The sequence below is a fragment of the Plantibacter sp. MDV22-iso1 genome (assembly GCF_058408345.1).
On the sequence record NZ_JBZVDY010000001.1, the window covers coordinates 2037179 to 2062491 of the forward strand.

The 25313-nt window shown below is 65.8% G+C and carries 21 protein-coding genes and 2 tRNA genes; 8 read left to right on the forward strand and 15 right to left on the reverse strand.

The genetic code is table 11. From position 1 onward, the window contains the following. Positions 1 to 62: 62 nt before the first annotated feature. The 11 genes from AC4PMY_RS09825 to dnaA all read right to left on the reverse strand — a co-directional run bounded on the left by AC4PMY_RS09825 (position 63) and on the right by dnaA (position 11967). Complete coding sequence (locus tag AC4PMY_RS09825) at positions 63 to 485, reverse strand: NUDIX hydrolase (protein ID WP_071261998.1); 423 nt, start codon at positions 483 to 485, stop codon at positions 63 to 65. Positions 486 to 559: 74 nt separating this feature from the next. Continuing rightward, positions 560 to 632: transfer RNA gene (locus AC4PMY_RS09830), tRNA-Ala, on the reverse strand. Between the two features lie 55 nt (positions 633 to 687). Continuing rightward, positions 688 to 761: transfer RNA gene (locus AC4PMY_RS09835), tRNA-Ile, on the reverse strand. Positions 762 to 848: 87 nt separating this feature from the next. Next, a complete protein-coding gene (locus AC4PMY_RS09840) occupies positions 849 to 1256 on the reverse strand; it encodes a DUF3566 domain-containing protein (RefSeq protein WP_056010202.1) in 408 nt (135 codons plus the stop codon). Next, positions 1246 to 3870, reverse strand: a complete 2625-nt coding sequence (gyrA, locus tag AC4PMY_RS09845) for a DNA gyrase subunit A (RefSeq protein ID WP_064294033.1) — start codon at positions 3868 to 3870, stop codon at positions 1246 to 1248. Before gyrA ends, AC4PMY_RS09840 begins: the two co-directional genes overlap by 11 nt. 107 nt (positions 3871 to 3977) lie before the next feature. Then, positions 3978 to 5987, reverse strand: a complete 2010-nt coding sequence (gene gyrB, locus AC4PMY_RS09850) for a DNA topoisomerase (ATP-hydrolyzing) subunit B (protein ID WP_064294034.1) — start codon at positions 5985 to 5987, stop codon at positions 3978 to 3980. A 123-nt stretch (positions 5988 to 6110) separates the two neighbouring features. Then, on the reverse strand, positions 6111 to 6635 hold the full coding sequence (locus tag AC4PMY_RS09855; RefSeq protein WP_064294035.1) for a DciA family protein: 525 nt from the start codon (positions 6633 to 6635) through the stop codon (positions 6111 to 6113). Continuing rightward, entirely contained in the window at positions 6628 to 7857 is a 1230-nt protein-coding gene (gene recF / locus AC4PMY_RS09860; RefSeq protein ID WP_491622589.1) for a DNA replication/repair protein RecF, read from the reverse strand. The genes AC4PMY_RS09855 and recF overlap by 8 nt, the downstream gene beginning before the upstream one ends. A 160-nt stretch (positions 7858 to 8017) precedes the next feature. After that, entirely contained in the window at positions 8018 to 8908 is an 891-nt protein-coding gene (gene gnd / locus AC4PMY_RS09865; protein WP_064294036.1) for a phosphogluconate dehydrogenase (NAD(+)-dependent, decarboxylating), read from the reverse strand. 17 nt (positions 8909 to 8925) lie between these two features. Beyond that, positions 8926 to 10077: a DNA polymerase III subunit beta gene (gene dnaN / locus AC4PMY_RS09870; RefSeq protein WP_064294037.1), complete on the reverse strand. Its 1152-nt coding sequence runs from the start codon at positions 10075 to 10077 to the stop codon at positions 8926 to 8928. 468 nt (positions 10078 to 10545) lie between these two features. Further along, a complete protein-coding gene (gene dnaA / locus AC4PMY_RS09875; protein ID WP_064294038.1) occupies positions 10546 to 11967 on the reverse strand; it encodes a chromosomal replication initiator protein DnaA in 1422 nt (473 codons plus the stop codon). A gap of 327 nt (positions 11968 to 12294) precedes the next feature. Here dnaA and rpmH point away from each other — a divergent pair, with 327 nt between their 5' ends. The 8 genes from rpmH (at position 12295) to AC4PMY_RS09915 (ending at position 19463) form a co-directional block, all read left to right on the forward strand. Next, a complete protein-coding gene (gene rpmH / locus AC4PMY_RS09880; protein WP_056010217.1) occupies positions 12295 to 12432 on the forward strand; it encodes a 50S ribosomal protein L34 in 138 nt (45 codons plus the stop codon). A 7-nt stretch (positions 12433 to 12439) separates the two neighbouring features. Then, entirely contained in the window at positions 12440 to 12802 is a 363-nt protein-coding gene (rnpA, locus tag AC4PMY_RS09885) for a ribonuclease P protein component (protein WP_491622590.1), read from the forward strand. Further along, entirely contained in the window at positions 12799 to 13110 is a 312-nt protein-coding gene (gene yidD, locus AC4PMY_RS09890; protein ID WP_079003764.1) for a membrane protein insertion efficiency factor YidD, read from the forward strand. Before rnpA ends, yidD begins: the two co-directional genes overlap by 4 nt. Positions 13111 to 13119: 9 nt before the next feature. Further along, positions 13120 to 14103, forward strand: a complete 984-nt coding sequence (yidC, locus tag AC4PMY_RS09895) for a membrane protein insertase YidC (protein WP_491622591.1) — start codon at positions 13120 to 13122, stop codon at positions 14101 to 14103. Positions 14104 to 14111: 8 nt separating this feature from the next. Beyond that, the gene (locus AC4PMY_RS09900; protein WP_064294041.1) at positions 14112 to 14615 is read left to right on the forward strand and encodes a Jag family protein; all 504 of its coding nucleotides are present in this window, start codon (positions 14112 to 14114) and stop codon (positions 14613 to 14615) included. 30 nt (positions 14616 to 14645) lie between these two features. Further along, positions 14646 to 15287 carry a 16S rRNA (guanine(527)-N(7))-methyltransferase RsmG gene (gene rsmG, locus AC4PMY_RS09905; protein ID WP_491622592.1) on the forward strand — a complete coding sequence of 214 codons (642 nt, stop codon included), beginning with the start codon at positions 14646 to 14648 and terminating at the stop codon, positions 15285 to 15287. A 2215-nt stretch (positions 15288 to 17502) separates the two neighbouring features. Continuing rightward, on the forward strand, positions 17503 to 18405 hold the full coding sequence (locus AC4PMY_RS09910) for a ParA family protein (protein ID WP_276207400.1): 903 nt from the start codon (positions 17503 to 17505) through the stop codon (positions 18403 to 18405). Continuing rightward, on the forward strand, positions 18405 to 19463 hold the full coding sequence (locus AC4PMY_RS09915) for a ParB/RepB/Spo0J family partition protein (RefSeq protein ID WP_079003761.1): 1059 nt from the start codon (positions 18405 to 18407) through the stop codon (positions 19461 to 19463). Before AC4PMY_RS09910 ends, AC4PMY_RS09915 begins: the two co-directional genes overlap by 1 nt. A 269-nt stretch (positions 19464 to 19732) precedes the next feature. On the opposite strand, the gene trxA is transcribed toward AC4PMY_RS09915, so the two are convergent. From trxA to AC4PMY_RS09935, 4 genes are all read right to left on the reverse strand, one after another. Then, positions 19733 to 20053 (reverse strand): thioredoxin, encoded by a 321-nt coding sequence (gene trxA / locus AC4PMY_RS09920; RefSeq protein WP_064294045.1) that lies wholly within the window; start codon positions 20051 to 20053, stop codon positions 19733 to 19735. A 45-nt stretch (positions 20054 to 20098) separates the two neighbouring features. After that, on the reverse strand, positions 20099 to 21109 hold the full coding sequence (trxB, locus tag AC4PMY_RS09925) for a thioredoxin-disulfide reductase (protein ID WP_064294046.1): 1011 nt from the start codon (positions 21107 to 21109) through the stop codon (positions 20099 to 20101). 150 nt (positions 21110 to 21259) lie between these two features. Continuing rightward, complete coding sequence (gene murJ / locus AC4PMY_RS09930; RefSeq protein ID WP_071262003.1) at positions 21260 to 22876, reverse strand: murein biosynthesis integral membrane protein MurJ; 1617 nt, start codon at positions 22874 to 22876, stop codon at positions 21260 to 21262. After that, a complete protein-coding gene (locus AC4PMY_RS09935) occupies positions 22869 to 25208 on the reverse strand; it encodes a DUF6049 family protein (RefSeq protein WP_491622593.1) in 2340 nt (779 codons plus the stop codon). Before AC4PMY_RS09935 ends, murJ begins: the two co-directional genes overlap by 8 nt. Positions 25209 to 25313: the final 105 nt, after the last annotated feature.

Sequence of the window (25313 nt, forward strand, 5' to 3'; positions counted from 1 at the left end):
CGCACGACGCAGCCCCTCGCCGGTTCCGATCGGGGAGGGGCTTCGTGTTGTGACGGCTGTGCTCAGATGAGGCCGGCGAAGCGTCGTCCGACGTCGACCAGGCTGACACGGTCGAGTGAGCCGACCTCCTCGAGCGGGTACCACGCGGCGTAGTCGGTGCTGCCGTCGGCCTCGTAGGTCAGGGTGCCGCCGGTGAGGTGCGCCCGGTAGACGATGCGCAGCGTGTGGAGCGGTCCGGTGGCCGTCGTGCTGAGCCGGCGCTCCGCCGGCACGACCTGCGAGTCGACGCCGATCAGCTCGTCGAGCTCGGCGTGGTAGCCGGTCTCCTCGAACACCTCGCGGACCGCCGCGTCGGCCGGGTCCTCGCCGGGGTCGATCCCGCCGCCCGGGAGCGTCCATCCGCTGTGTCCGCTCTCGTTCCAGTGGGAGAGGAGCATGCCCCGTTCGTCGACGATGACGGCATATGCAGCGACGCGGATATCCATGCCGCCAGCCTAACCGCCGGGCCCCGCGACAACGGAGAACGCCCCCGGCGTCTGCCGAGGGCGTTTCTGGACTGTGGAGCCTGGGAGAATCGAACTCCCGACATCCTGCTTGCAAAGCAGGCGCTCTACCAACTGAGCTAAGGCCCCGGATGGAACAGATCCGGGGATCCGATCCAATCGGTGTGTTACTGGTCGTGCAGGGTGGGGCTACCAGGACTTGAACCTGGGACCTCTTCGTTATCAGCGAAGCGCTCTAACCGCCTGAGCTATAGCCCCGTTTTGAACCTTGTTGAGACTACCCGATTCCCGCCGCAACTCATAATCGAGCGGCGCCGCACGGCGCGGCGCCGACCCGACCGAGCGTCAGTTGTTGGTGAACCCGACGAGCAGGCCACCCGTGATCTTCACGCTGAGGTTGTAGAGCCCCGCGAGGAGGGCTCCCATCAGCGTGATGACGATGAGGTTGAGCAGCGCCACGATGCCCGCGAAGGCCATGACCTGCGGCAGGTTGACGTACTGCAGGATGTTGTTCCCCGGGCCGGCGATGTCGGTGAACAGGCCACCGACCTTCGTGAAGACACCGGTGGTGTTCAGCACGGTGTAGACGAGGAAGAAGAACACCACGATGACCACGGCGACCGCGATCGCCGCCAGGAACGACAGCTTCACCGCCGACCAGAAGTCGATGTACACCAGCTTCAGGCGCACCTGCTTGGTGCTGGTGCGTTTGGTCGACTTCTTGGCCAACTTCTCTGCGACGCTACTGCTCATCTACTTCTTCCTTCATCGCCGGAGTCTCTTCCGGCACGGATGCCTCGGGTTCTGCACCCTCCGGGGCGGCTGCGTCTGCAACCGTCTCCGGAACATCCTGGGTCTCAAGGTTTCGGTCACTGTTCTTGGCCAGCGCGATGATTCGGTCGCTCTCCGCGAAACGCGCGAAGACGACGCCCATCGTGTCGCGCCCCTTCGCTGGAACTTCGGCCACGGCAGACCTTACCACCTTGCCACTGGCAAGAACCACAAGGACCTCGTCGCTCTCGTCGACGATCAGGGCGCCCGCGAGGGTGCCTCGATCGTCGTTCAGCTTGGCCACCTTGATGCCCAGACCGCCGCGGTTCTGGCCGCGGTACTGGTCGATGTTGGTGCGCTTCGCGTAGCCGCCCTCGGTCACGACGAAGACGAACGCCTCGCGTTCCTCACCCTCGACGGACGGCAGCACCGACGCCGAGAGCAGCTTGTCGTCGTCGCGGAAGTGCATGCCGATGACGCCGCTTGTCGCGCGTCCCATCGGCCGCAGGGTCTCGTCGCTCGCCGTGAAGCGGATCGACATGCCCTTGCGCGACACCAGCAGGACGTCGCTGTCGTTCTCGACGAGCAACGCGGAGGTGAGCTCGTCGCCCTCTCGCAGGTTGATCGCGATGATGCCGCCCGAACGGTTGGTGTCGTACTCCGAGAGCGCCGTCTTCTTGACGAGGCCGTCGTGCGTCGCGAGGACCAGGTACGTCGCGGCCTCGTAGTCGCGGATGTCGAGGATCTCGGCGATCTCCTCATCGGGCTGCATGGCGAGCAGGTTGGCCACGTGCTGGCCCTTGGCGTCGCGGCCGGCCTCCTGCAGTTCGTAAGCCTTCGCGCGGTACACGCGGCCCTTCGTGGTGAAGAAGAGGAGCCAGTGGTGCGTCGTCGTCACGAAGAAGTGGTCGACCACGTCGTCCGCGCGCAGCTGGGCACCCTTGACGCCCTTGCCACCGCGGTGCTGCTGACGGTAGTTGTCGCTGCGCGTGCGCTTGATGTACCCGCCGCGGGTGACGGTGATGACCATCTCCTCTTCGGGGATCAGGTCTTCCATGTTCATGTCGCCGTCGAAACCGAACATGATCTCGGTGCGACGGTCGTCGCCGTACTTGTCGACGATCGCGGTCAGTTCCTCACTGACGATCTCGCGCTGGCGGACCGGCTTCGCGAGGATGTCCTTGAGGTCGGCGATCTGCGCTTCGATCTCGGCGGCCTCGTCGATGATCTTCTGACGCTCGAGGGCGGCGAGACGACGCAGCTGCATGTCGAGGATCGCGCTGGCCTGGAGCTCGTCGATCTCGAGGAGGTCCATGAGGCCCGTGCGCGCCTCGTCGGCGGACGGCGAACGACGGATGAGCGCGATGACCTCGTCGAGGGCGTCGAGCGCCTTCAGGTAGCCGCGGAGGATGTGTGCGCGCTCCTCCTTCTTGCGGAGTCGGAACACGGTGCGGCGGACGATGACCTCGACCTGGTGCGTCACCCAGTTGGTGATGAACCCGTCGAGCGGCAGCGTCCGCGGGATGCCGTCGACGATCGCGAGCATGTTCGCGCCGAAGTTGTCCTGCAGCTGCGTGTGCTTGTAGAGGTTGTTGAGAACGACCTTCGCGACCGCATCGCGCTTCAGCACGATGACGAGCCGCTGGCCGGTGCGACCGGAGGTCTCGTCGCGGATGTCGGCGACGCCGCCGAGACGACCCTCCTTGACGAGGTCGGCGATCTTCAGCGCGAGGTTGTCGGGGTTCACCTGGTACGGGAGCTCGGTGACGACGAGGCAGGTCCGACCCTGGATCTCCTCGACGTTCACGACGGCCCGCATCGTGATGGAACCGCGACCCGTGCGGTAGGCGTCCTGGATGCCCTTGACACCGAGGATCTGCGCGCCGGTCGGGAAGTCCGGCCCCTTGATGCGCTGCATGAGCGCCTCGAGGAGCTCTTCCCGGCTGGCCTCGGGGTTCGCCAGGTGCCAGAGGGCACCGTCGGCGACCTCGCGGAGGTTGTGCGGCGGGATGTTCGTCGCCATGCCGACCGCGATGCCGACGGACCCGTTGACGAGGAGGTTCGGGAAGCGCGCCGGCAGGACGACCGGCTCCTGGGACTCGCCGTCGTAGTTGGGCTGGAAGTCGACGGTCTCCTCGTCGATGTCGCGCACCATCTCCATGGCGAGCGGGGCCATCTTCGTCTCGGTGTATCGAGGGGCTGCCGCGCCGTCGTTGCCCGGTGAGCCGAAGTTGCCCTGGCCGAGCGCCAACGGGTACCGCATGCTCCACGGCTGGACGAGGCGCACGAGCGCGTCGTAGATGGCGGTGTCACCGTGCGGGTGGAACTGACCCATGACGTCGCCGACGACGCGCGCGCACTTGGAGAACGAGCGGTCGGGGCGGTAGCCGCCGTCGTACATCGCGTAGATCACGCGGCGGTGGACGGGCTTCAGGCCGTCGCGGACGTCGGGCAGGGCACGGCCGACGATGACACTCATCGCGTAGTCGAGGTAGCTGCGCTGCATCTCGAGCTGCAGGTCGACCTGGTCGATCCGGCCGTGTACGCCGTGGTCCTCGTCCGGGACCGTGATCTCGTCGTTGGTTTCGTCTGCCATGTTCTCTTACTTCTCCTGGTCCCTGAGCTTGTCGAAGGGCCTGTTTGGTGCGAGGTGGATCACTTCGACAAGCTCAGTGACCGGTGGATGAGGGTGGTTCGTGCCGCTCAGATGTCGAGGAAGCGGACGTCTTTCGCGTTCTTCTGGATGAAGGTCCGGCGGGACTCCACGTCCTCGCCCATGAGCGTTGAGAAGATCTCATCGGCAGCCGCGGCGTCGTCGAGGGTGACCTGGAGGAGCGTCCGCGTCTGCGGGTCCATCGTGGTCTCCCACAGCTCCTTGTAGTTCATCTCGCCGAGACCCTTGTAGCGCTGGATCCCGTTCTCCTTCGGGATGCGCTTGCCCGAGGCGACACCGTCGGTGAGGAGGGCGTCGCGTTCGCGGTCGCTGTAGACGTACTGGTGGTCGGCGTTCGACCACTTCAGGCGGTAGAGCGGCGGCTGCGCCAGGTACACATATCCGAGGTCGACGAGCGGGCGCATGTAGCGGAACAGGAGGGTCAGCAGCAGCGTCGTGATGTGCTGGCCGTCGACGTCGGCGTCGGCCATGAGCACGATCTTGTGGTACCGCACCTTGTCGGGGTTGAAGTCCTCACCGATGCCGGCACCGAAGGCCGTGATCATGGCCTGGACCTCGTTGTTCGCGAGGGCGCGGTCGAGGCGTGCCTTCTCGACGTTGAGGATCTTGCCACGGAGCGGGAGGATCGCCTGGGTCTCCGGGTTGCGACCCTGCACGGCGGAGCCGCCTGCGGAGTCACCCTCGACGATGAAGATCTCGGAGAGCGACGGATCCTTCGACTGGCAGTCCTTGAGCTTGCCGGGCATGCCGCCACCCTCGAGGAGGCCCTTGCGGCGGGCCGTCTCGCGCGCCTTGCGGGCGGCGAGTCGAGCGGTCGCGGCCTGCAGCGCCTTCCGGATGATCTCCTTGGCCTGGTTGGGGTTGCGGTCGAACCAGTCGTTGAGCTGCTCGCTGACGACCTTCTGCACGAACGCCTTCGCCTCGGTGTTGCCGAGCTTGGTCTTCGTCTGGCCCTCGAACTGCGGCTCGGAGAGCTTGACGGAGATGACGGCCGTGAGGCCCTCGCGGACGTCGTCGCCGGAGAGGTTGTCGTCCTTCTCCTTGAGGATGCCCTTCTCACGTGCGTAACGGTTCACGAGCGTGGTGAGCGCGGCACGGAAACCTTCTTCGTGGGTGCCGCCCTCGTGCGTGTTGATCGTGTTCGCGTAGGTGTGGACGCTCTCGTTGTACGCCGTGGTCCACTGCATCGCGACCTCGAGCGCGATCTTGCGCTCGGTGTTCTCCGACTCGAAGGAGATGATCTCGTCGTGGACGAGCTCGGCGCGCTTGGCCTTGTTCAGGTACTCGACGTAGTCCTCGAGACCGCGCTCGTAGAAGAAGACGTCCTTGCGCTGCGAGTGGGCCGCCGAGTTGTCGTCGACGTCGTCGGCCTCGATGGCGTCGCGCAACGGGCGCTCGTCGGCGAGCTCGATACGGAGGCCCTTGTTGAGGAACGCCATCTGCTGGAAGCGGGTCCGCAGCGTCTCGTAGTCGAACTCCGTCGTCTCGAACGTCTCGGCGCTCGGCCAGAAGGTGATCGTGGTGCCCGTCTCGGAGGACGGCTCGTCCTCGTGGAGCGGGGCGTCGGGGACACCGTGCTGGAAGCTCTGGCGCCAGACCGAACCCTGACGACGGACCTCGACGGAGAGGCGCGTGGACAGTGCGTTGACGACGGACGAACCGACGCCGTGGAGCCCACCGGAGACCGCGTACCCGCCGCCGCCGAACTTGCCGCCGGCGTGCAGGATGGTCAGGACGACCTCGACGGTCGACTTCTTCTCCACCGGGTGGATGTCGACCGGGATGCCTCGACCGTTGTCGATGACGCGGACGCCGCCGTCCTCCAGGATGGTCACGAGGATCGTGTCGCAGTAGCCGGCGAGGGCCTCGTCCACGGAGTTGTCGACGATCTCGTAGACCAGGTGGTGCAGACCACGTGGACCGGTGGACCCGATGTACATACCGGGCCGCTTCCGGACGGCTTCGAGACCTTCGAGAACCTGGATGGCACTTGCGCCGTAATCAGAGTCTTGGGCGTGCGTGTTGGGTTCTGATGTCATAGGAAAAGAGGGCTCCAAACCGTCGAGATTCGACCGTTCCATCCTACCAAACAGACCCCGTGAAGCCGCGAGAAAACGCCCGTTTGAGGCACTTTTCCATGCCCGGAGGCCGTATTTGCCTCCCTAGCCGTAAGTATCGCGTGGACCACGCCCTGGGATCGACCTGGGGCCTCTTTTCCAGGAGGGTGCTCCGGGGCCCTGGAAACGGATCGTGTCGACGCCGGCGTCGGGATACCGTTCGGCGATGCGGACGAGGATCTCGTGGCGCATGTGTCGCAACTGCGTCGCCCAGGCCGTCGACTGGCATTGGACGAGCAGGACGCCGTCCGCGATCGACACCGGTTCGGAGTACCTGGCGGTGTCCTCGCCGCACAACTCCGCCCAGTTCCCGAGGACCTCGTGTTGGGCGAGTGGCGAGTTCCACCCGAGTCCGGCGGTCAGCGAATCGATGACCGTCCCGAGGCCCTTGGGGTCGCGTCCGACACCGTACGGCACCGAGTCCTGCGGCCCCTCGGCCGAGCGTTCCCGGCGCTTGCGATCACGGGAGACCCGTTCGCCGCCGAAGATCTCCTTGAACCGGAGGTACACCGTGGCGGACAGTTCCCCCGCAGGGTCGGCGTCCCGTCCGAGTCGCCGCGGCTCAGTCATGCGTCGACTCCGTGGTGAGGGCCTCGTTCACTGGGCTGGCCGCCTCATCCGGACCGCCCACGATCCGTCCGGCTTCGATGCGCACGACGTGCGCGGTGAACCGTTCGGGGACGTCGTCGAACACGGCCGCGGTGATGATGACCTGGTCGTACTCCGCGACCGCGGCCGCGAGGCGTTCCCGCCGACGCGAGTCGAGCTCGGCGAAGACGTCGTCGAGGATGAGCACCGGATCGCCGAGGGACGAGTCGGCCCGGAGGAGTTCGGCAGAGGCGAGTTTGGCGGCGAGCGCGAACGACCACGATTCACCGTGGCTCGCGTAGCCCTTGACCGGCAGCCCGTTGAGACCGAAGAACACGTCGTCGCGGTGTGGCCCGACGAGCGTCAGGCCGCGCTCGAGTTCGGCCGACCGGCGCTGCGCGAGCGCCGCACGGAACCGTTCCGCGATGCGCGCCAGATCGACGGGGGCGCCCGGCTCCACGCCCTCCGTGGGATCGACGGCTGCCGACTCGTCCTCGGCATCGGTTCCGGCGATACTGAGCACGGGCAGGAGGACCGGTCGGTGATCGTCGCCGGCCACGGCCTCGTACGCTCCGCGCAGTGGTCCACCGAGCATGGCCAGGAGCTGCAGACGTTCGGCGATGATCTCCGTGCCGTACTGCACGAGTCGGTCGTCCCAGAGGTCGAGCGTCGCCAGGGGCCCGGATTTCAGCCCACGCGCCCTCGCCGACTTGAGGAGCGAGTTCCGCTGCTTCAGGGAGCGGTCGTAGTCGGCCATCACGCCGGCCAGCCGGGGGATCCGCTGCACGAGGAGCTGGTCGATGAACCGCCGGCGCGCCGACGGGTCGCCGCGGACGATCAGGAGGTCCTCCGGGGCGAACAGCACGGTGGACACGTACCGCGGCAGTTCGCGCGGCTTGATCTGGGACCGGTTCACCTGGGCGCGGTTGGCCGAACCCCGGTTGAGCTGCACCTCGGCGAGCAGCTCACGACCGTCGTGCACGATGCGCGCCCTGATGATCGCCGCGTCGGCACCGTGTCGGATGAGAGCCTGTTCGGAGGAGACCCGATGGGACCCGAGGCTGCTGAGGTATCCGATCGCCTCGACGAGGTTGGTCTTGCCCTGGCCGTTGCGACCCACGAACAGATTGGGTCCGGGTTCGAGCGCCACGTCGACCACCGCGTAGTTGCGGTAGTCGGTGAGATTCAAGTGCCGCACGATCACCACGTCACCCTACCGCCTCGCCCTGACGCCGAACGGGTCGGGGCGCCGTCGGACGTCCGAGCGCGTCCGTCACGACGACGCAGGGTGAACGAAATCGACCCTCCGGCGAAGCGGAATGCTCCGGGAGGGTCGATTTCGTTCGTCAGGAGACGTCGTGTCGTCAGTCGTCGGCCTTCTTGACCGCGTGACCGCCGAACTGGTTGCGGAGTGCGGCGACCGCCTTCATGGCCGGCGAGTCCTCCTGGCGCGACACGAAGCGGGCGAAGATCGATGCCGAGATGGTCGGGACGGGCACCGCGTTCGCGATGGCCTCCTCGATCGTCCAGCGGCCCTCGCCCGAGTCCTCGACGTAGCCCTCGATCTGCTCGAAGTCCGGGTCCTCCTCGAGGGCGCGGACGAGGAGCTCGAGGAGCCAGGACCGCACGACGGTGCCGCGCTGCCAGGCCTTGAACGTGCCGGGGACGTCCTTGATGATGTCCTCGCGCTTGTCGAGGAGCTCGAAGCCCTCGGCGTACGCCTGCATGAGCGCGTACTCGATGCCGTTGTGCACCATCTTCGCGTAGTGGCCGGCGCCGACCTCTCCGACGTGGACGAAGCCCTCATCGCGCGGGCCCTCGGGGCGCAGGGCGTCGAAGACGGGCATGACCCGCTCCACCTGCTCCTTGGAACCGCCGACCATGAGGCCGTAGCCGTTGTCGACACCCCAGACACCGCCGGAGACGCCGGCATCGATGTAGTCGATGCCCTTCGCCGACAGCAGTTCAGCGTGCTTGAAGTCGTCCGTGAAGCGGCTGTTGCCGCCGTCGATGATCAGGTCGCCGGCCTCGAGCAGGCCGTTCAGCTCCTCGACGACGGAGTCGGTGATGGCCCCGGCGGGGACCATGACCCAGACCGTGCGAGGTGCCGGGAGCGCAGCGACGAGGTCGCTGATCGTCGCGACGTCGGTGACATCGGGGTTCCGGTCGAAACCGGTGACCTCGATGCCGTTCGCACGCAGACGCGTGCGCATGTTGTTGCCCATCTTGCCGAGACCGACGAGACCGATGTGCATGGAGGATCCTTTGCGTGTCAGCGCAGCAGCAGGTTCGGCTGCAGCAGGTACTTGTAACTGTCGGCACCCGGCTGATCCTTGGAGGATTGGCTCGTGATGAGCATGGGTCCCGGCTTGTTCGTGTTCTCCGTCTTCGTGAACGAGAACCGCACGTACTCGCTCCGGACCGCGGTCAGACCGTCGATCAGGAACTGCGGCTTGAGGGAGAGCACGATGTCGTCGCCGGTGAGGAGGGCGTCGATGCCCTCGGATGCCTGCGCCTGCTCGGATCCGACGGCCTCGAGCGTGAGGCCGTCGATGGTGAAGGTGAAGCGGAGGGCCGCTTCGCGCTCGAGGACGAGCGACATACGCCTGGTCGCCTCGATGAGTTCCGCCGTGTTGATGATCGCGTAGTTGTCGGTCGTCTCGGGGAAGAGCCGCTTGACCGGCGGGAAGTTGCCCTTGATCAGCAGCGAGGTGACCGTCTTGCGGTCTGCCCGGAACGCGATGAGCTCGCGGTCGTCGCGATTCGTGATCGCGACGTTGATGTTGCCGCTGTGGCCGAAGGTCTTGCCGACCTCCTGGAGGGTGCGGGCCGGCACCAGGGCCGTGATCGTCTCGCTGGAACCGTCGCCCTGGCCCGAGTCCCAGTCGATCTCGCGGACCGCGACGCGGTAGCGGTCGGTCGCGACGAGGCTGAGGCTCGTCTTGGAGACCTCGAGTTGCACGCCGGTGATGACGGGGGTCACATCGTCGCGGCTTGCGGCGACAGCGACCTGGCTCACTGCGGTGGCGAACTCGTCGGCAGGCACGAGGCCGAAGTCGGCGTCGACCTGCGGGATCGTCGGGTACTCCTCGACGGGCATCGATCCGAGCGTGAACCGGGCAGAGCCACAGGTGACCTCGATGCGGTTCTCGACCTTGCTGAACCGGACAGGCGCGTTCGGAAGGCGGCTGGCGATCTCCGAGAGCAGCCGGCCGTTGACGAGTGCCGTCCCGGCCTCCTCGACCTCGGCCGCGATGCCGGTCTGGCTGGAGACTTCGTAGTCGAAGGAAGACAGGATGAGACCGTCGTCACCGGCTTCGATGAGGATGCCGTTCAGGATCGGCAGCGTCGGGCGCTGCGGGAGCAGCTTCACTGCGAACGAGACGGCTTCGCTGAATACATCCCGGTTGACGCTGAATCGCACGACAAGTCCCCTGTCTCTGGCTCTCGATGACGTCACCAATGCTAGTGGGTCTGCTTCCGGGGTCGAGTGGGACGAGGTGCTGTGGAGAAGCGAGCCTGGGGAAAGGTTGTTTGACGGAGAGATCATTGAAATAACGGTTAACAGTCTTAACCGGTGTGGAAACTGTGGATAAGTCCGCCGAACCCGCTCGAACACAGGGAACTACATGTGTGTAACTTGGTGGTGGCCTGTGGAGAGAACGACACGAGGGTGTGGGACGCGAAGGTCGGTGAATGATGTTCACTCACAAGCCCGCCCGGAGCTTCCACATCTCTCCACAGGTTATCCACAGGGCTGCGAAGGCGGAATGTGGAGAGATCGGTCGCGCATCATGTCGTCGAATGAGCGCTCGTCGTCGCCTGATGAACGAAATCGGCCCCTCGAGCGCACCGAGTGCGTCGAGGGGCCGGAAACGTTCACCAGGACGCGTCAGGCGCCGTAGCGGAGGTTCTGCTTGATGCGGCTCGTGAGCTCGGTCACCTGGTTGTAGATCGAGCGCTTCTCCTGCATGAGGTCGGTGATCTTCCGGTTGGCGTACATGACCGTCGTGTGGTCCCGGTTGCCGAACAGCTGACCGATCTTCGGGAGTGAGAGGTTGGTGAGCTCGCGACAGAGGTACATCGCGATCTGACGCGCCGTCGCCACCGCCTGCGACCGGCTCGAGCCGTACAGGTCGTCGACAGAGAGCTTGAAGTAGTCGGCCGTCGTGTTGATGATGTCGATCGGCGAGATGACGTTGTCGTCGTCGAGGCTGATGACGTCCTTGAGCACCGTCTGGGCCAAGGTCATGTCGACAGCGGTCCGGTTCAGGCTCGCGAACGCGACCACCCGGATGAGCGTGCCCTCCAGCTCACGGATGTTGCTCGACACCTTGGTGGCGATGAACTCGAGGACCTCGTCCGGGATGTGCAGCTTCTCGTTCTGCGCCTTCTTGCGCAGGATCGCGATGCGCGTCTCGAGGTCGGGAGCCTGGACGTCGGTGATGAGTCCCCACTCGAAGCGGGAACGCATCCGCTCTTCGAAGCCGGTGAGGGCCTTCGGCGGCAGGTCGCTGGTGATGACCACCTGCTTGTTGTGATCGTGCAGGGTGTTGAAGGTGTGGAAGAACGCCTCCTGCGTCTCCGCCTTGCCCTGGAGGAACTGGATGTCGTCGATCAGCAGGATGTCGATGTCGCGGTACCGCGACTGGAAGAACGAGCCGCGGTTGTTGGCGATCGAGTTGATGAAGTCGTTCGTGAACTCCTCGCTCGACACGTACCGGACGCGGATCCCCGCGTAGAGGTTCATCGCGTAGTGGCCGATGGCGTGGAGGAGGTGGGTCTTGCCGAGCCCGGAGTCGCCGTACACGAACAGCGGGTTGTAGGCCTTGGCGGGCGCTTCGGCAACCGCGACCGCGGCCGCGTGCGCGAACCGGTTGGACTGGCCGATGACGAAGTTGTCGAAGCTGTACTTCGGGTTGAGGCGGGTGTCGTTCTCACGCGCCGGCAACGTGGGCGTCGGGGTCAGCTGCGGCTGCGGTGATTCGAGCGGTGCCGGGTCGATGTGCTGGAAGCCGGTCTGCTCATACCGTTCCTCGACGATGTCGGGGTTCACGACGATCGCGTAGTTGCCGACGGGACCGCCGTCGACGATGGATGCGAGTGCGGCGAGGATCGGTGCCCGCATGCGCTGGTTGAGCATGCCCATCGTGAACTCGTTGGGCACCTCGAGGTAGAACGTGCCGCCCATGATGCCCTTGGGGACGATGAGGTTGAGGAACCCGCGGAGCGGCGGGGTGATGCGGTCGTCGACGGAGAGGATCTCGAGCACCGATTGCCAGGTCTCAGCGATCGCATCGTCGGCGTCCGACATAGTTCTCCCCACACATACTCACAGGTTCATCCACAGGCTCTCCCCTGAGTATTCGGGGCTGAGCGCGGTGCTATCCACACGCTGTGCATAACCCGAGGGCTTACGCTAACAAGACGTCGCCCCAGTCCCAAATCACTGTACGGCCGCCCTGCGTGTCACTGCTACAATTTCTGAGAATCCTGTGGATAATCATTCGTTTGGGCGCCGCTGGTTTGACCTTCGCGCGAGTAGACCGTAGGTTTAATCAGTTGACTTCTGCCCACGGGCACCCTTCCGTACCCTGCTGCCACCTGTGCAGTGGTGGGTCATGATCCGGAGATCGTAATTATGAGCAAGAGAACCTTCCAGCCGAACAACCGTCGTCGCGCCAAGAAGCACGGCTTCCGTCTGCGCATGCGCACGCGTGCCGGCCGCGGCATCCTGTCGGCTCGTCGCGCCAAGGGCCGCACCGAACTCTCCGCGTAGAGCCGTCGTGCTCGAGCGTGCGAGCCGGATCACGTCCGGCGACGACTACCGAGGGGTAGTTCGTCGCGGGTCCCGGTTCGTCGGCGAGCACACGGTCACGTACGTACGCATGAACCCGAAGGGCGGACAGCCGCGCTTCGGGTTCATCGTTGCGAAAACGGTCGGAAACGCAGTGACCCGCAATCTCGTCAGACGTCGCTTGAAGGCCATCTGCCACGACAGCGTCGTTCACGCTGCCCGCGGCGCTGACGTGGTCATCCGTGCGCTGCCGTCTGCAGCGACGGCGCCGTTCGCCTCGCTCCATGCTGAGGTCGATCGGGCCTTCGCCAAACGCGGTGTGACCGCCGAGACTGCGGACACGCACCGATGAACGGCGTCCTCGCTGCCACCTGCCTCGCGCCCCGCAATGCTGCGGTGCTGGCGCTTCGCGGGTATCGCGCCGCGATCTCCCCGTTGTACGGCGACGTCTGCCGGTATTACCCCAGCTGTTCCGCGTACGCTCTGGGAGCGGTGCAGCAACACGGTGTCGTCGTCGGTTCGGCGATGGCAGCGGCCCGCATCGCGAGATGCCACCCCTGGGCAGCACCTCGTTTCGACGAGGTACCACCCAAGAAGAACTTCCGGTACAGCGTCACTTCTCACGGATTTGTCGTGCAACCGAGCCACGGAAAGGGCTGACCCGCACCTATGGACATCATCGGCACAATTCTCTGGCCGCTCAAGTGGGCGGTCGAGCTGCTCCTCGTGGGCTGGCACCTGCTGTGGACGGCCATCGGACTCGACCCCGCGGCCGGTCTCACCTGGGTCCTCTCGATCGTCGGGCTCGTCCTCGTCGTCCGTGCCGCCCTCATCCCGCTGTTCATCAAGCAGATCAAGAGCCAGCGCAAGATGCTCGAGATCGCGCCGCAGATGAAGAAGGTGCAGGAGAAGTACAAGGGCAAGCGCGACCAGGCCAGCCGTGAGGCGATGTCCCGCGAGACGATGGAGCTGTACAAGAAGCACGGCACCTCCCCCGTCAGCGGATGTCTGCCGCTGCTCGTCCAGATGCCGATCTTCTTCGCCCTGTTCTCCGTGCTCAACGACGCCCAGAAGAGCAAGGCCGGCGTCGGTCCCCTGAACGAGACCCTCGCCGTGCAGTTCGGCGATGCGAACCTGTTCGGGATCGCTCCGCTGCACACGAGCATGCAGGCGGCACTCGCCGGCAACCCGGTCAACTGGGCGGTCGTCATCATCGCCGCCGTCATGGTCATCCTCATGTGCGCCTCGCAGTTCATCACGCAGCTGCAGATCGTGTCGAAGAACATGTCGGCCGAGACGAAGGCCAGCCCGCAGTTCAAGCAGCAGCGCATCCTCCTGTACATCCTGCCCTTCGTGTTCCTCTTCTCCGGCTTCGCCTTCCCGCTCGGCGTGATGTTCTACTGGCTGACGTCCAACGCATGGACCATGGTGCAGCAGTTCCTCGTCATCCGGAACATGCCCACCCCTGGTTCGGACGCTGCGAAGGCTCGTGAGGAGCGTCTCGCACGGAAGGGCAAGCTCATGACGCCGAACGGCGACGTCATCTCGATCTCCGAGGCGCCGGTACCCGAGAAGAAGATCCCGACGCAGCGTCAGCAGCCCATGGGCAAGGCGCGTGCGAAGAAGCAGCAGACCGACGGACGAGACAAGTAGGAGTATCGGTGACTGACCAGGAACTGGCCCCGGCCCAGGACGAAGCACCCACCATCACGCAGCTCGAAGAAGAGGGCGACGTCGCAGCGGACTACATCGAGGAGTTTCTCGACATCTGCGACATCGATGGCGACATCGACATCGATGCCCGCAATGGTCGTGCGTACGTGTCGATCGACTCCCCCACGGAGAGCAACCTGCGTCTCCTGTCGCGTCCCGACACGGTCAACGCGCTGCAGGAGCTGACGCGCCTGGCTGTTCAGAACCGTACCGGTGGCTTCTCCCGGCTCATCCTCGACATCGGCGGATCCCGTGAAGCGCGTCAGCAGGAGCTCGGCGCCCTCGTGGAGCGGGCGGTCGAGCGCATCGAGGCCGGTTCCACCGAGGCGGCACTCCCCCCGATGTCGAGCTACGAGCGCAAGCTCGTCCACGACATCGTGTCTGCTCGCGGCTTCGTGTCCGAGTCGCACGGCGAAGGCCGCGACCGTCACACCGTCATCACGCGCGGCTGACGCGGCCTGATCGTTTCACGTGAAACTGCGATGACTGACGTGCCTGCAGGACTCGAACCGGAACCGGCGGAAGCAGTCGAGTTGTTCGGCGACCGGATCGATGTCGGTCGTGCCTTCGCCGCGAACCTGGCGGAGTTCGGTGAGCCTCTCGGGCTGATCGGGCCCCTGGAACTTCCGCGTCTGTGGACGCGCCACATCCTCAACAGCGTGATCGTAGCTCCGCTCCTTCGTCCCGGCAGAGTCGGGGATGTCGGCACTGGCGCGGGGCTGCCTGGACTGGTCCTCGCGATCGCCCGGCCGGACGTCGAGTTCGTCCTCATCGAACCGATGGAACGTCGGGTCGCCTGGCTCAACGATCAGGTCGGCGTCCTCGGGCTCGAGAACGTCACCGTCGTGAGAGCGCGCGCTGAGGAGGTCCGCCTCGATGAGCCCCTCGACCAGGTGACCGCGCGAGCGGTCAGTGCGCTCCGCAAGTTGCTCCCCCTCACCGCTCCCCTGCTTCGGGACGGCGGAGAGCTCGTCCTCATGAAGGGTGCCGGCGCGCAGGCGGAGGTCGATGCCTCGACCAAGGAGCTTCGCAAGTACCGGGTCTCCGGCGTCGAGGTTCGAACGCTTGGCGAGGGCGTTCTCGCGGAGCCGACCCGAGTCATCGTGGGAACCGTCCGCGGCTGAAGTCAGTCGGAGCGCTCGTGCCTCCGTGAGGGGCACCGCACACGGTCATCGGCGGTTCGCGGGCTCTCGGGAGAATGGCTCCTGACGAACCGGCCCCGAAAATGCGGCCAGTTCAGCGGTCCTGAGTTCGTCAGGAACGATTCTCCCGTCCATTCGTACACGGATCCGGCCCGCTGGGCGGGCCGAATTCGAGTGTTTTCCGGCCCTAGCTAGCGATATTGTTGCTGGTATCTCATATATTCTTTGTCACGGCCCGTAGCCTCAGCCTCATGTGGCGGCACCGGCACCTCCAGCGGCGGGCAGCGATGTTGCGCGCTCCGGAGATCGGCGTATCAAGACGTCGATGCTCGACGCGTTGTCCGACCATCTAGCTGCCCCTTCGGAGATGGAGGACGAGTTCGGGTGGCAACGGTGGACCGTCCAGGTTTGTGAGCCGGTGGGGCTTGTCAGGGATCTGTGGACCTCGTTCGAATCCCGGGTTGGGTCCGAGGCGGTCCTTCGTTGCAGGGAAGGTGCGTCGCCCCGTCGCCGTCCCAAACATTCATCTGACTCGGGTGGTGCATCTCGTGGCGGACCTGTCGTCGGCGACCTGTTGCGGGATGCGCATTCCGCCAGTTTCTCAGGTGCCTGCGGGCCCGACTGGCGCCCGACCGTCGCAGGCTATGTCCACCGGCGGGGTCGGTGTTGGTTGAGGTGCTGGGTGAGCTGCCGACGGGAGAAGGAGAGGATGGTCGGCTTGCCGCTATCGCGCGCGTTGAAGTCGTCCCGATCTTGAAGGTTCGGCGCCGCCGTGCGGTGCGGTCGCATCGGAGCTCCCTGCTGCTGCTCCGAGCGTTCCTCCCCTCGAGGTGGTGACGTACGGTACTTCGCGACCACTCGGCGCAACGATGTGTCGAGATGCGCCGGAACTGTGGTGGTCGTGTACGTGACCTCTGTCAGCTTGAAAGGAGCACGCGTACTCCGATTGTCGATGCATGACTCTGCGCCCAGATAGCCTCGGTGGCGAGTGCTTGCCTCCGGAGTAGTGAGATCGCGCGACGTTTCACGTGGAACGTGAGAGCGATGCCACTCGCTTGAGTTCTTCGTTCTCAGAAGTGGTTCCTGTCGACCTGGAATCGTGTCACTCAGTTCACTCATCGGGTGCGCGTCCAAGGGGGGCATCGTGGCCGGACCATCCTGGCCGGACCGGCACGGTTTTCAATGTTTCACGTGGAACATGGGTGGCCGTCTGCTCCTGCGTGGCTGCAACGCGGTGGCGGAGACGGGTCGAGCTCGACGAGCACAGTGCGCGGGCGCAGGCTGGCTTGCGCTCGAGATCACACTCATCGGGTGCGTTGGTCCCGCCGAGAGTGTTTCACGTGAAACAGCGACCGGGTATGACGGACCGAGTGTGGGTTTGGACCGGTTGTGTGATGCTTCGTCGCTACCGCTTCCCGAGTGTCGGATCACACCGGTGAGGCGGATGGCGAGCTGTGGCCAGAGGTTGGAAAGGCCCCTAACGATGTGAGCCGTTCGACGGCTCGGCGTGCACGGAGTCTCGGTTTCACGTGAAACACTGGCGCGAACTTGCGCCAGTCGTACAGCTCTCCATAATACGAGCGCGCGGAGATTGCGCCTGTGGATAACTCTGTGGACAGTTCTCGCGCCTAACCGGAGGAAGTGGTGATCCTCCGCGAAGAAGCGGGCCCCAACCGGCGTACCACCGCACTGTGGTCAACCCGCACTGGGGCAAGAGCGCGGACCTACCGAACCCGGAGAGAGGCCTTCGGGTGCGAACTTCCGCGGAAAGACGCGGATCTCTGCCTGATCACAGAGGACTCTCCCTCGTGGTTGTCAACACACGTCCGCCGGGCTCGTCGCGGGCTGATCTGACCAGCTTCGACCTGCACGCCCGAAGCGCACGCGGCTCCGCGGGATCGGGCATCCCGGAGCCCTGTGGATAACCCTGTGGAAGAAGGAGCGGGAGGTGGCCCTTCTGGGCGCCGTTCGGGGCGTCCGACGATATGCGGGTGTCGCGAAACAGCGCTCGATGGCCTCCGTGCGTACGCACTCCCCCGATCACTGTCGGAGATCGCTCCCCTGGCGTCAGCCCACGCTGGTACGGTTGAAGTACACGTTTCGAGCAAGAAGGTTTCACGTGAAACAACCCGAACCAACGCATTCCGCGGCTCCCGAGCGCGACTCCGTTGGTAGCGCCTTCGACGCGTCCACGCCGTTGGCTCGCGAGCTCCATCATCTGACTGAGAGGCGTAAGGCCTTGGCTCACGCAACCCTGCCGACGCCCGACCACACTCGGGTCTTCACGGTCTCCAACCAGAAGGGTGGGGTCGGCAAGACGACGACCACTGTCAACATCGGCGCCGCCCTTGCCCGTTCGGGCGCTCGTGTCCTCGTGATCGATCTGGATCCCCAGGGGAACGCGTCCACCGCACTCGGCGTCGAGCACCACTCCGACGTCCCGAGTGTCTACGACGTCCTGATCGACGACTTCCCCCTGGCCGATGTCGTCCAGCAGAGCCCCGAGTTCCCCACGCTGTTCTGCGCTCCCTCGACGATCCATCTCGCCGGTGCGGAGATCGAACTCGTTTCACAGGTAGCCCGTGAGCATAGACTCCGGACGGCCCTCGAACAGTTCATCCAGGATGCCGATGAGCCGTTCCACTACGTCTTGATCGATTGCCCACCGTCTCTCGGACTCCTGACGATCAATGCCTTCGTTGCGGCCAAGGAGGTGCTCATCCCCATCCAGTGCGAGTACTACGCGCTCGAGGGATTGAGTCAGCTCCTCAGCAGCATCCAGCTGATCCAGCGGCACCTGAACCCGGGGCTCGCTGTCAGCACCATCCTCCTGACGATGTACGACGGGCGCACCAACCTTGCGCAGCAGGTGGCTCAGGACGTCCGAGACCATTTCACCGGGCAAGTCCTCGAGTCCGTCATCCCACGAGCGGTGCGTATCTCCGAGGCGCCCAGCTTCGGACAGAGCGTCATCAGCTACGACCCCACGTCGCTCGGCGCGGTGTCCTATCTCGAAGCAGCGGCGGAGATCGCCAACCGATGGGCCGCAGGCTCCTCCGATACACCCGATACGAACCACCCTGAGGGAGTCAGTCACTGATGGCAACGAAACGAACTGGACTCGGTCGCGGGATCGGTGCACTCATTCCGACGACGAGTTCAGACTCGCAGGCGAACCGTCCCGTCGATGTCTTCTTCCCCGACAACCAGGGCACTGCCCGCAAGGCGGCGAAGGATGCTGCGACTGCAGCCGCGGACGCCGCCGCAGCAGAGGCCGCGGCAGCCGACGCCCCCACTGGCCCGGACGCCGCTGCTACGACGGCAGATGGACCGCAGCTCGTGGCCGTTCCCGGTGCCCGTCTGGCGTACCTCTCCCCCGAACTCATCGTGCCGAACGCCAACCAGCCGCGCACGGTCTTCGATGAAGACCACCTCGCGGAACTCGTCACGAGCATCCGTGAGGTCGGCGTCCTGCAGCCGATCGTTGTCCGTCCGATCCCTGGCGACGACGAACGATACGAACTCATCATGGGTGAGCGGCGTCTTCGAGCCTCGAAGGAGGTGGGTCTCGACCGCATCCCCGCGATCATCAAGGACACCGCCGACGAGGACATGCTGCGCGACGCGCTGCTCGAGAACCTCCACCGCTCAGAACTGAATCCGCTCGAGGAGGCTTCTGCCTACCAGCAGCTCCTGGCCGACTTCGGAATCACCCAGGACGAGCTTGCCAACCGCATCGGGCGGTCCCGCCCCCAGATCAGCAACACCATCCGCCTGCTCAAGCTGCCGGCGGCCGTGCAGCAGCGCGTTGCTGCCGGTGTGCTGAGCGCCGGACACGCCCGAGCCATCCTGTCGCTGACCGATCCTGAGGCACAGCAGCGCCTGGCCGACAAGATCGTGAACGAGGACCTGTCCGTCCGCGCGGCCGAGGCTGCTGCGGCTCAGGGCGTTCAGGCGAAGAAGCCGCGTCCGATCGCCGGATCGCGACGCGGCCAACTCGATGAGATCGCAGACCGTCTCGGCGACCGTTTGAACACCCGCGTGAAGGTGACGCTCGGAGCGAAGAAGGGCCAGATGGTGGTGGAGTTCGCCACCATCGCCGATCTCAACCGCATCCTGAGCGAGCTTGGCGAGTCCGGCTTCGGTCAGTCATCCTGACACTGTTTCACGTGAAACACGGCCTGCTCGGCCCTGAGTTCCCCGCACCCTTCGACAAGCTCAGGGACCAAGAAGGTGGGTTCTCGAGGTTGACTGGCGGTCGCGCCATCGCGGTCACTGAGCTTGTCGAAGTGCCACAGACAGACTCCAGGTGATTCAAGAAGCCCTGGTCAGGGCCCAATTCACTGTGTTTCACGTGAAACACCCCGATAACGAAGAACCGCCCGACTCTGATGAGCCGGGCGGTTCAGTGGTTCAGAATGACCTGATCAGGCGAGGAAAGCTGCGAGATCCTTCTCGAGTGCGGCCTTCGGCTTGGCGCCGATGACGGTCTGCACGACTTCGCCGCCCTTGAAGACCTTCATCGCGGGGATGGAGGTGATCTGGTACTTCATGGCGAGGTTCGGGTTCTCGTCGACGTTCAGCTTGAGAACGGTGATCTTGTCGCTGTTCTCGGAGCCGATCGTGTCGAGGATCGGGCCGACCGCGCGACACGGACCGCACCAGGCGGCCCAGAAGTCGACGAGGACGGGCTTGTCGCTGTTGATGACCAGTTCGTCGAACGTGGCCTCGGTGACTGCATCTGACATGAGTGTTCTCCTTCGTGGTGGCCAGGCCGACAGCCTGACCGTCGATCAAACGGTGGTGGTGAGCACGGGGTCGGCCGGCTGCGGACGACCGGCCGTCTGTGCTTCGCCGATGGCCGACGCTTCCCCAGCAGCCTGCTCGAGGTCTGCGAGGTAGTGCTCCGCGTCGAGGGCGGCGATGGTGCCGCTGCCGGCGGCGGTGATGGCCTGTCGGTACGTGGGGTCGATGACGTCGCCCGCGGCGAAGACGCCGGGCAGGTTGGTCTTCGACGAGCGGCCCTTGACGGCGATCGTGCCCTCGGGGGCCAGCTCCAGCTGGCCGTGGATGAGGTGCGTACGCGGGTCGTTGCCGATCGCGATGAACAGGCCACCGAGCGGCAGGTGGGTCTCCGTGCCGTCGGTCGTCGAGCGCAGCGTCACGCCGTCGACCGCGTCGGCACCGGTGATGCCGACGACTTCGCTGTTCCAGATGAACTCGATCTTCTCGTTCGCGAAGGCTCGGTCCTGCATGATCTTCGACGCGCGGAGGGTGTCCTTGCGGTGGATCACGTAGACCTTCGACGCGAACCGCGTGAGGAAGGTGGCCTCCTCCATGGCGCTGTCGCCGCCACCGATGACCGCGATCGTCTTCTCCTTGAAGAAGAAGCCGTCGCAGGTGGCGCACCACGACACACCGTGGCCGGAGAGCCGCTCTTCGTCGTGCAGACCGAGCTTGCGGTAGGCGGAGCCGGTGGCGAAGATCACGGTGTGCGCCTCGTGCACCTGTCCGTTGCCGAGGGTGACCGTCTTGACGTCGCCGTCGAGCTTCAGCTCGGTGACGTCGTCGTAGAGCACCTCGGTGCCGAACCGCTCGGCCTGCTCCTGGAGCTTCATCATGAGCTCGGGGCCCTGGATGCCCTCGGGGAAGCCGGGGAAGTTCTCGATCTCGGTGGTGTTCATGAGCTCGCCGCCGGCCTCGACCGATGATGCGACGAGCAGCGGCTGCAGCGAGGCGCGGGCAGCGTAGATCGCCGCCGTGTAGCCGGCGGGTCCTGATCCGATGATGATGACCTGACGCACGATGCTCCTCAGTGGTTCGTGGGCTCCCGGACCAGGTGGGTTCCGGGGTTCCGAGTGGTGTAACACATCCTAACCGGCCGCTATTCCGCTCCACCGGGGCCTCGGGCAGCTCCCAGCCGGTGTGTGTCAGGTGGTGTCGACGCGTGCGCGTCAGCGCCCGAACCGGGCGAGGACGGGCGCCAAGGCCGCCTTGAGTTCCGGCGTGCGGAGAAGGGCGAGCACCGCCAGGTACACGGCGGCCATCGCCGCCCCGACGACGGCCATGGTGACGATGGCGCCGGGGATCGTGGCGGTCGGGAACCCCTCTTCGCTGACACCGCCGAGCAGCAGCAGCACGACGACGCCGACCACGGCCGCAGGCACGGCGGCGGCGATGTATCGCAGGAGACTCGGAATGATCGTGCCGAGGTCGAGCGACCGCAACCGTCTTCTGAGGAGCCAAGCGGCGACGCAAGCCTGCGCAATTCCGGCGATGGTGATGGAGAGCGCCACGCCGGCACCGAGGTACTCCTTGGGCATCGTCATGACGACGATGAGCGCGAGGAGGGTGAACAACAGTGTCTGGAACAGGGTGTAGAAGAACGGAGTCTTCGTGTCTCCGAGGGCGTAGAACGCGCGCTGCAGGATGAACAGGATACAGAACGGCACGAGCCCTATGACGAACGCGATGATCACGATTCCGAGATCGATGCTCTCGCCCGTCGACTTCGCGAAGACGCTGGCGAAGGGTACGGCGACCACCATGATCACGGCGGATGCCAAGACGATCAGCAGACTCACGACGCGGATCGCAGCAGAGACGTCCGAGCGCAGACTCGTGAAGTCCGGTCCTCCCGCGCGCGTTCCTTGGCCGTGCTCGCTCATTCTCGTGAAGTACGCCGTGGCGACCGAAACCGTGATGATCGAGTGCGGCAGCATGAAGATGAGCCATGCGTTCTGCAGGGCGATGATCGACGGCCCCTGTCCGGATGCGGAGGCCACGGCCTGTGTCTCGATCAGACCGGCCGCGGTCGTCAGAATGAGCATTCCGAAGGTCCAACTGGCGATTTTGCCGGTGGCGCGGAGCCCAACGCCACGCCAGTGGAAGTCCGGCCGGAAGCGAAGGCCGGCCCGACGCCAGAAGAACATCAGGAAGAACGCCTGGACGATGACGCCGAGCGTGGCAGATCCACCGATTATCGCAGTCATGGTCGGTGTCCACTCGCTGAACTTCGGCGTATCAGCACCGAACAGCACGACGAAGAGGACCAGCCCGGCTATCGCCACGACATTGTTGAGGACGGGTGCCCAGGTGAAGGGTCCGAACATCTTTCGCGCGTTGAGCACCTCGCCGAGGACGGTGTAGAGCGCGTAGAACAGGATCTGGGGAAGGCACCAGTACGCGAACGCGGTTGCAAGAGCGAATTGATCGGCCGGAAGTGTCGCTGCTGCCGCGAACACGAACACCGGGGCTATCGCGGTGGCCAGCACAGTGGCCCCTCCGATGAAGACGAGAGTGATCGTCACGAGCTTGTTGATGTAGGCGTTTCCGCCATCGACATGGATGCTCGCCCTGACGATCTGCGGGACGAGGACTGCGCTCAAAACACCGCCCCCGATGATCACATAGATCGTGTTAGGCAGCTGGTTCGCGACGCCGAATGCGTTGCCGACGATACCCAGACCGATGATGTTCGCGACGAGGGCGGCTTTGACGAAGCCGAGCAGCCGGGAGACGAGGGTTCCCGAGGCGAGGAGCGCGCTCGCCCTGCCGATGCCGTCAGCCATTCGTCTCCTGTCGTCCGGGTGACGACTCTACCGGGGGCTCATCGCCCGGGGGCTGACCGCTGTCCGGAGCAGCTGCGGGGGCGGCGGAGGAGGCACCCGAGCCGCGTCGCTTGGCTCGTCGGCTCAGCACCATGCGGACCACGCCGCTGACGAACAGCAGGGCGACGAGCAGGGCGAGGACGACGGCACCGATGCCCTCCCAGTCGGCGCGGACGTTCACGCCCACGAAGGACTGGTCACCGATCGCCTGCCCGCTGGTGCTGAAGAGTTGCAGCCGGAGGGTGACGTCACCGTTGCCGATCTGCGACTGCACGGGGACGAGCACGGTGGCTCGCGAGTCCGCGGCGATCTCCTGCGTCACGGAACCGGAGATGCTCAACCGACCGTTGCTCGGTGAGGCCTCCATGACCACGGTGACGGGATAGGGCAGGTCGTTGCGAACGGCGAACGGCAGGGACACCTCGCCGCCGACCATGTTGATGCGACTGCTGTCGGTGACGCGTACCGATGCGAGGACCGTGTCCGTCCGTTCCTGCTGCGCGGTGACCGCCGATCCCCAGGCGTCCTCCGCACGCAGCCAGCCGGCCGCGAGGCTGGAGAGCAGGGTGGTGCGCTCCCGTCCGGTCAGCAGCTCGGGTTCGTCGAGCACCGAGGAGAAGGCGGTGACGTCCTGTTCCTCGTCGAGGAGGACCTGCACGTCGGACACGCGTTCGCTGTCGGGTGCCATCGCCCCGAGCGTCGCCGCGGCCTGGGGCTCGGCGAGCGTCGCCGCCAGGGAGGTCTGCGTCGTGGCCGGCAGGGAGCGGAGCGCGTTCACGGTCTCACCGAGGGCTGGGAGGGTCGCGTCCACTCCCCGAGGCAGCACGGCGACGACCGTTCCGCCGGACGACCCCTCCGTGCCGATGGCGGCCGCCCGGGCGTTCACGTCGGCGATGGCGCTCTCGAATGCGGCGTCCGTCGTGGCGGCGGCGGCGTCGCCCAGCGACTCGGCGAGGCCGTGGTCGGCGAGCATCGTCTGCGACGCGCCGATCGTCGCCGAGGCGCGCACGGTCTGTCCGGTGTCGGTCGTGTTCGCGGAGTCGAGCATCGTGACCGTTCCGCCCGATGCGGCGAAGACGGCGAGATCCGCATCGGTCACCGCGCCTCCCGCCCACACGATGCTGGGGAGCGAGTAACTCCACCTGAGGAGTTCGTCCATCGTCGGAACGGTCGGCACCGCCTGGCCGGGCGTCTCGGAGGGGCTCGGTGTGGGTGTCGGTTCCTCCGAGGGAGTGGCTGCCGCCGATGGGTCGGAGGACGTGGCCGTCGAGGAGCCGGCCTGCGGCGTCGGCTGGACGTCGTCGGGCCCGGTGGTCGGCGACCCGGTCGGGGTGGGCGTCTCGGTCGGCTGCACGACGGGGAAGTCGGCGACGTTCAAGGCGAAGGAGAACGAGCTCGGGGTCAGCAGTCGATCGAGGCCGGCCTCGGCCTGCACGGCGGGTTCGGCGTCGCCGTACTGGAGCGCGAAGGTCTCGTTGGGTGCGGCCTCGAGGCGGGCGAGCCAGGCGACGGCGCTCTCCGGAGCGCGCGTGCCGAGCGCGCGGACGGACGCGATGATGCGAGGGTCGATCCCGAGCGCGATCTGCTCGCCGAAGAGTGCGTCGAGCTGCGTCGTGAGCGCACCGTCGTCGGCCGTGAGCTCGGTGAGTTCGTCCGCATCGAGGAGTCCGCCGTAGCTGAGCGGCACGGTGAGCGGGGCCACGAGCGCGACGGTGGCGGACGTGGGCTGGCCCTGCGCCCGCCAGACGAGCGCCGTCCGACCTCCGGCCGCCGTGTCGCCCGCGACGTAGCCGGCTGAGACGCCGTAGGAGCCCCACGCGTCGGTGTCGTCGAAGCCCAGCGCCGGAGGAGTGAAGTCGAGCCCGCTGACGACGTACTGCTGTCCGGCGATGAGCTCGGGGATGTCGATCGTCCGCACCACGGTGGTGCCGGCGGGGGTCGCGGCCGCGTCCGCCCCGGTCGTGTCGAGCCACGCATCGAGCGCCGCCGTGCCGGTGATCCTCGCCGTGGTGACCGCCACGGACACGGAGCCGGCGGGGAGATCGGCGTCGGTGCCGTTCGTGAGCGTGATGCCGAACGAGGTGAGGGACGAGGGTTCGACCGCTCCCCCGTCGCTCGGGCTCACCTCGACGGACACGAGGCCGTCGGGAGTCGATGCCGTGTTCGCGCTCAGCTCGGGCGAGGCGATCGCACTGGAACCCGTGGACCAACCGCCGGCGGACACCACGGCGAACGACAGCGCGGCTGCTGCGAGGGCGCTGAGGAGGCGTGGGCGGTGGCGGTGGCGTGTCATGGGCGGTGGGGACGGTCCGCTCGGGCGGAGCCGTCCGGTGACGATTGTACGGGGGCCTCCCAGTCGAACCTGGGTGCTGGTGTCCTGGGAGACGCCGTTGCGCCG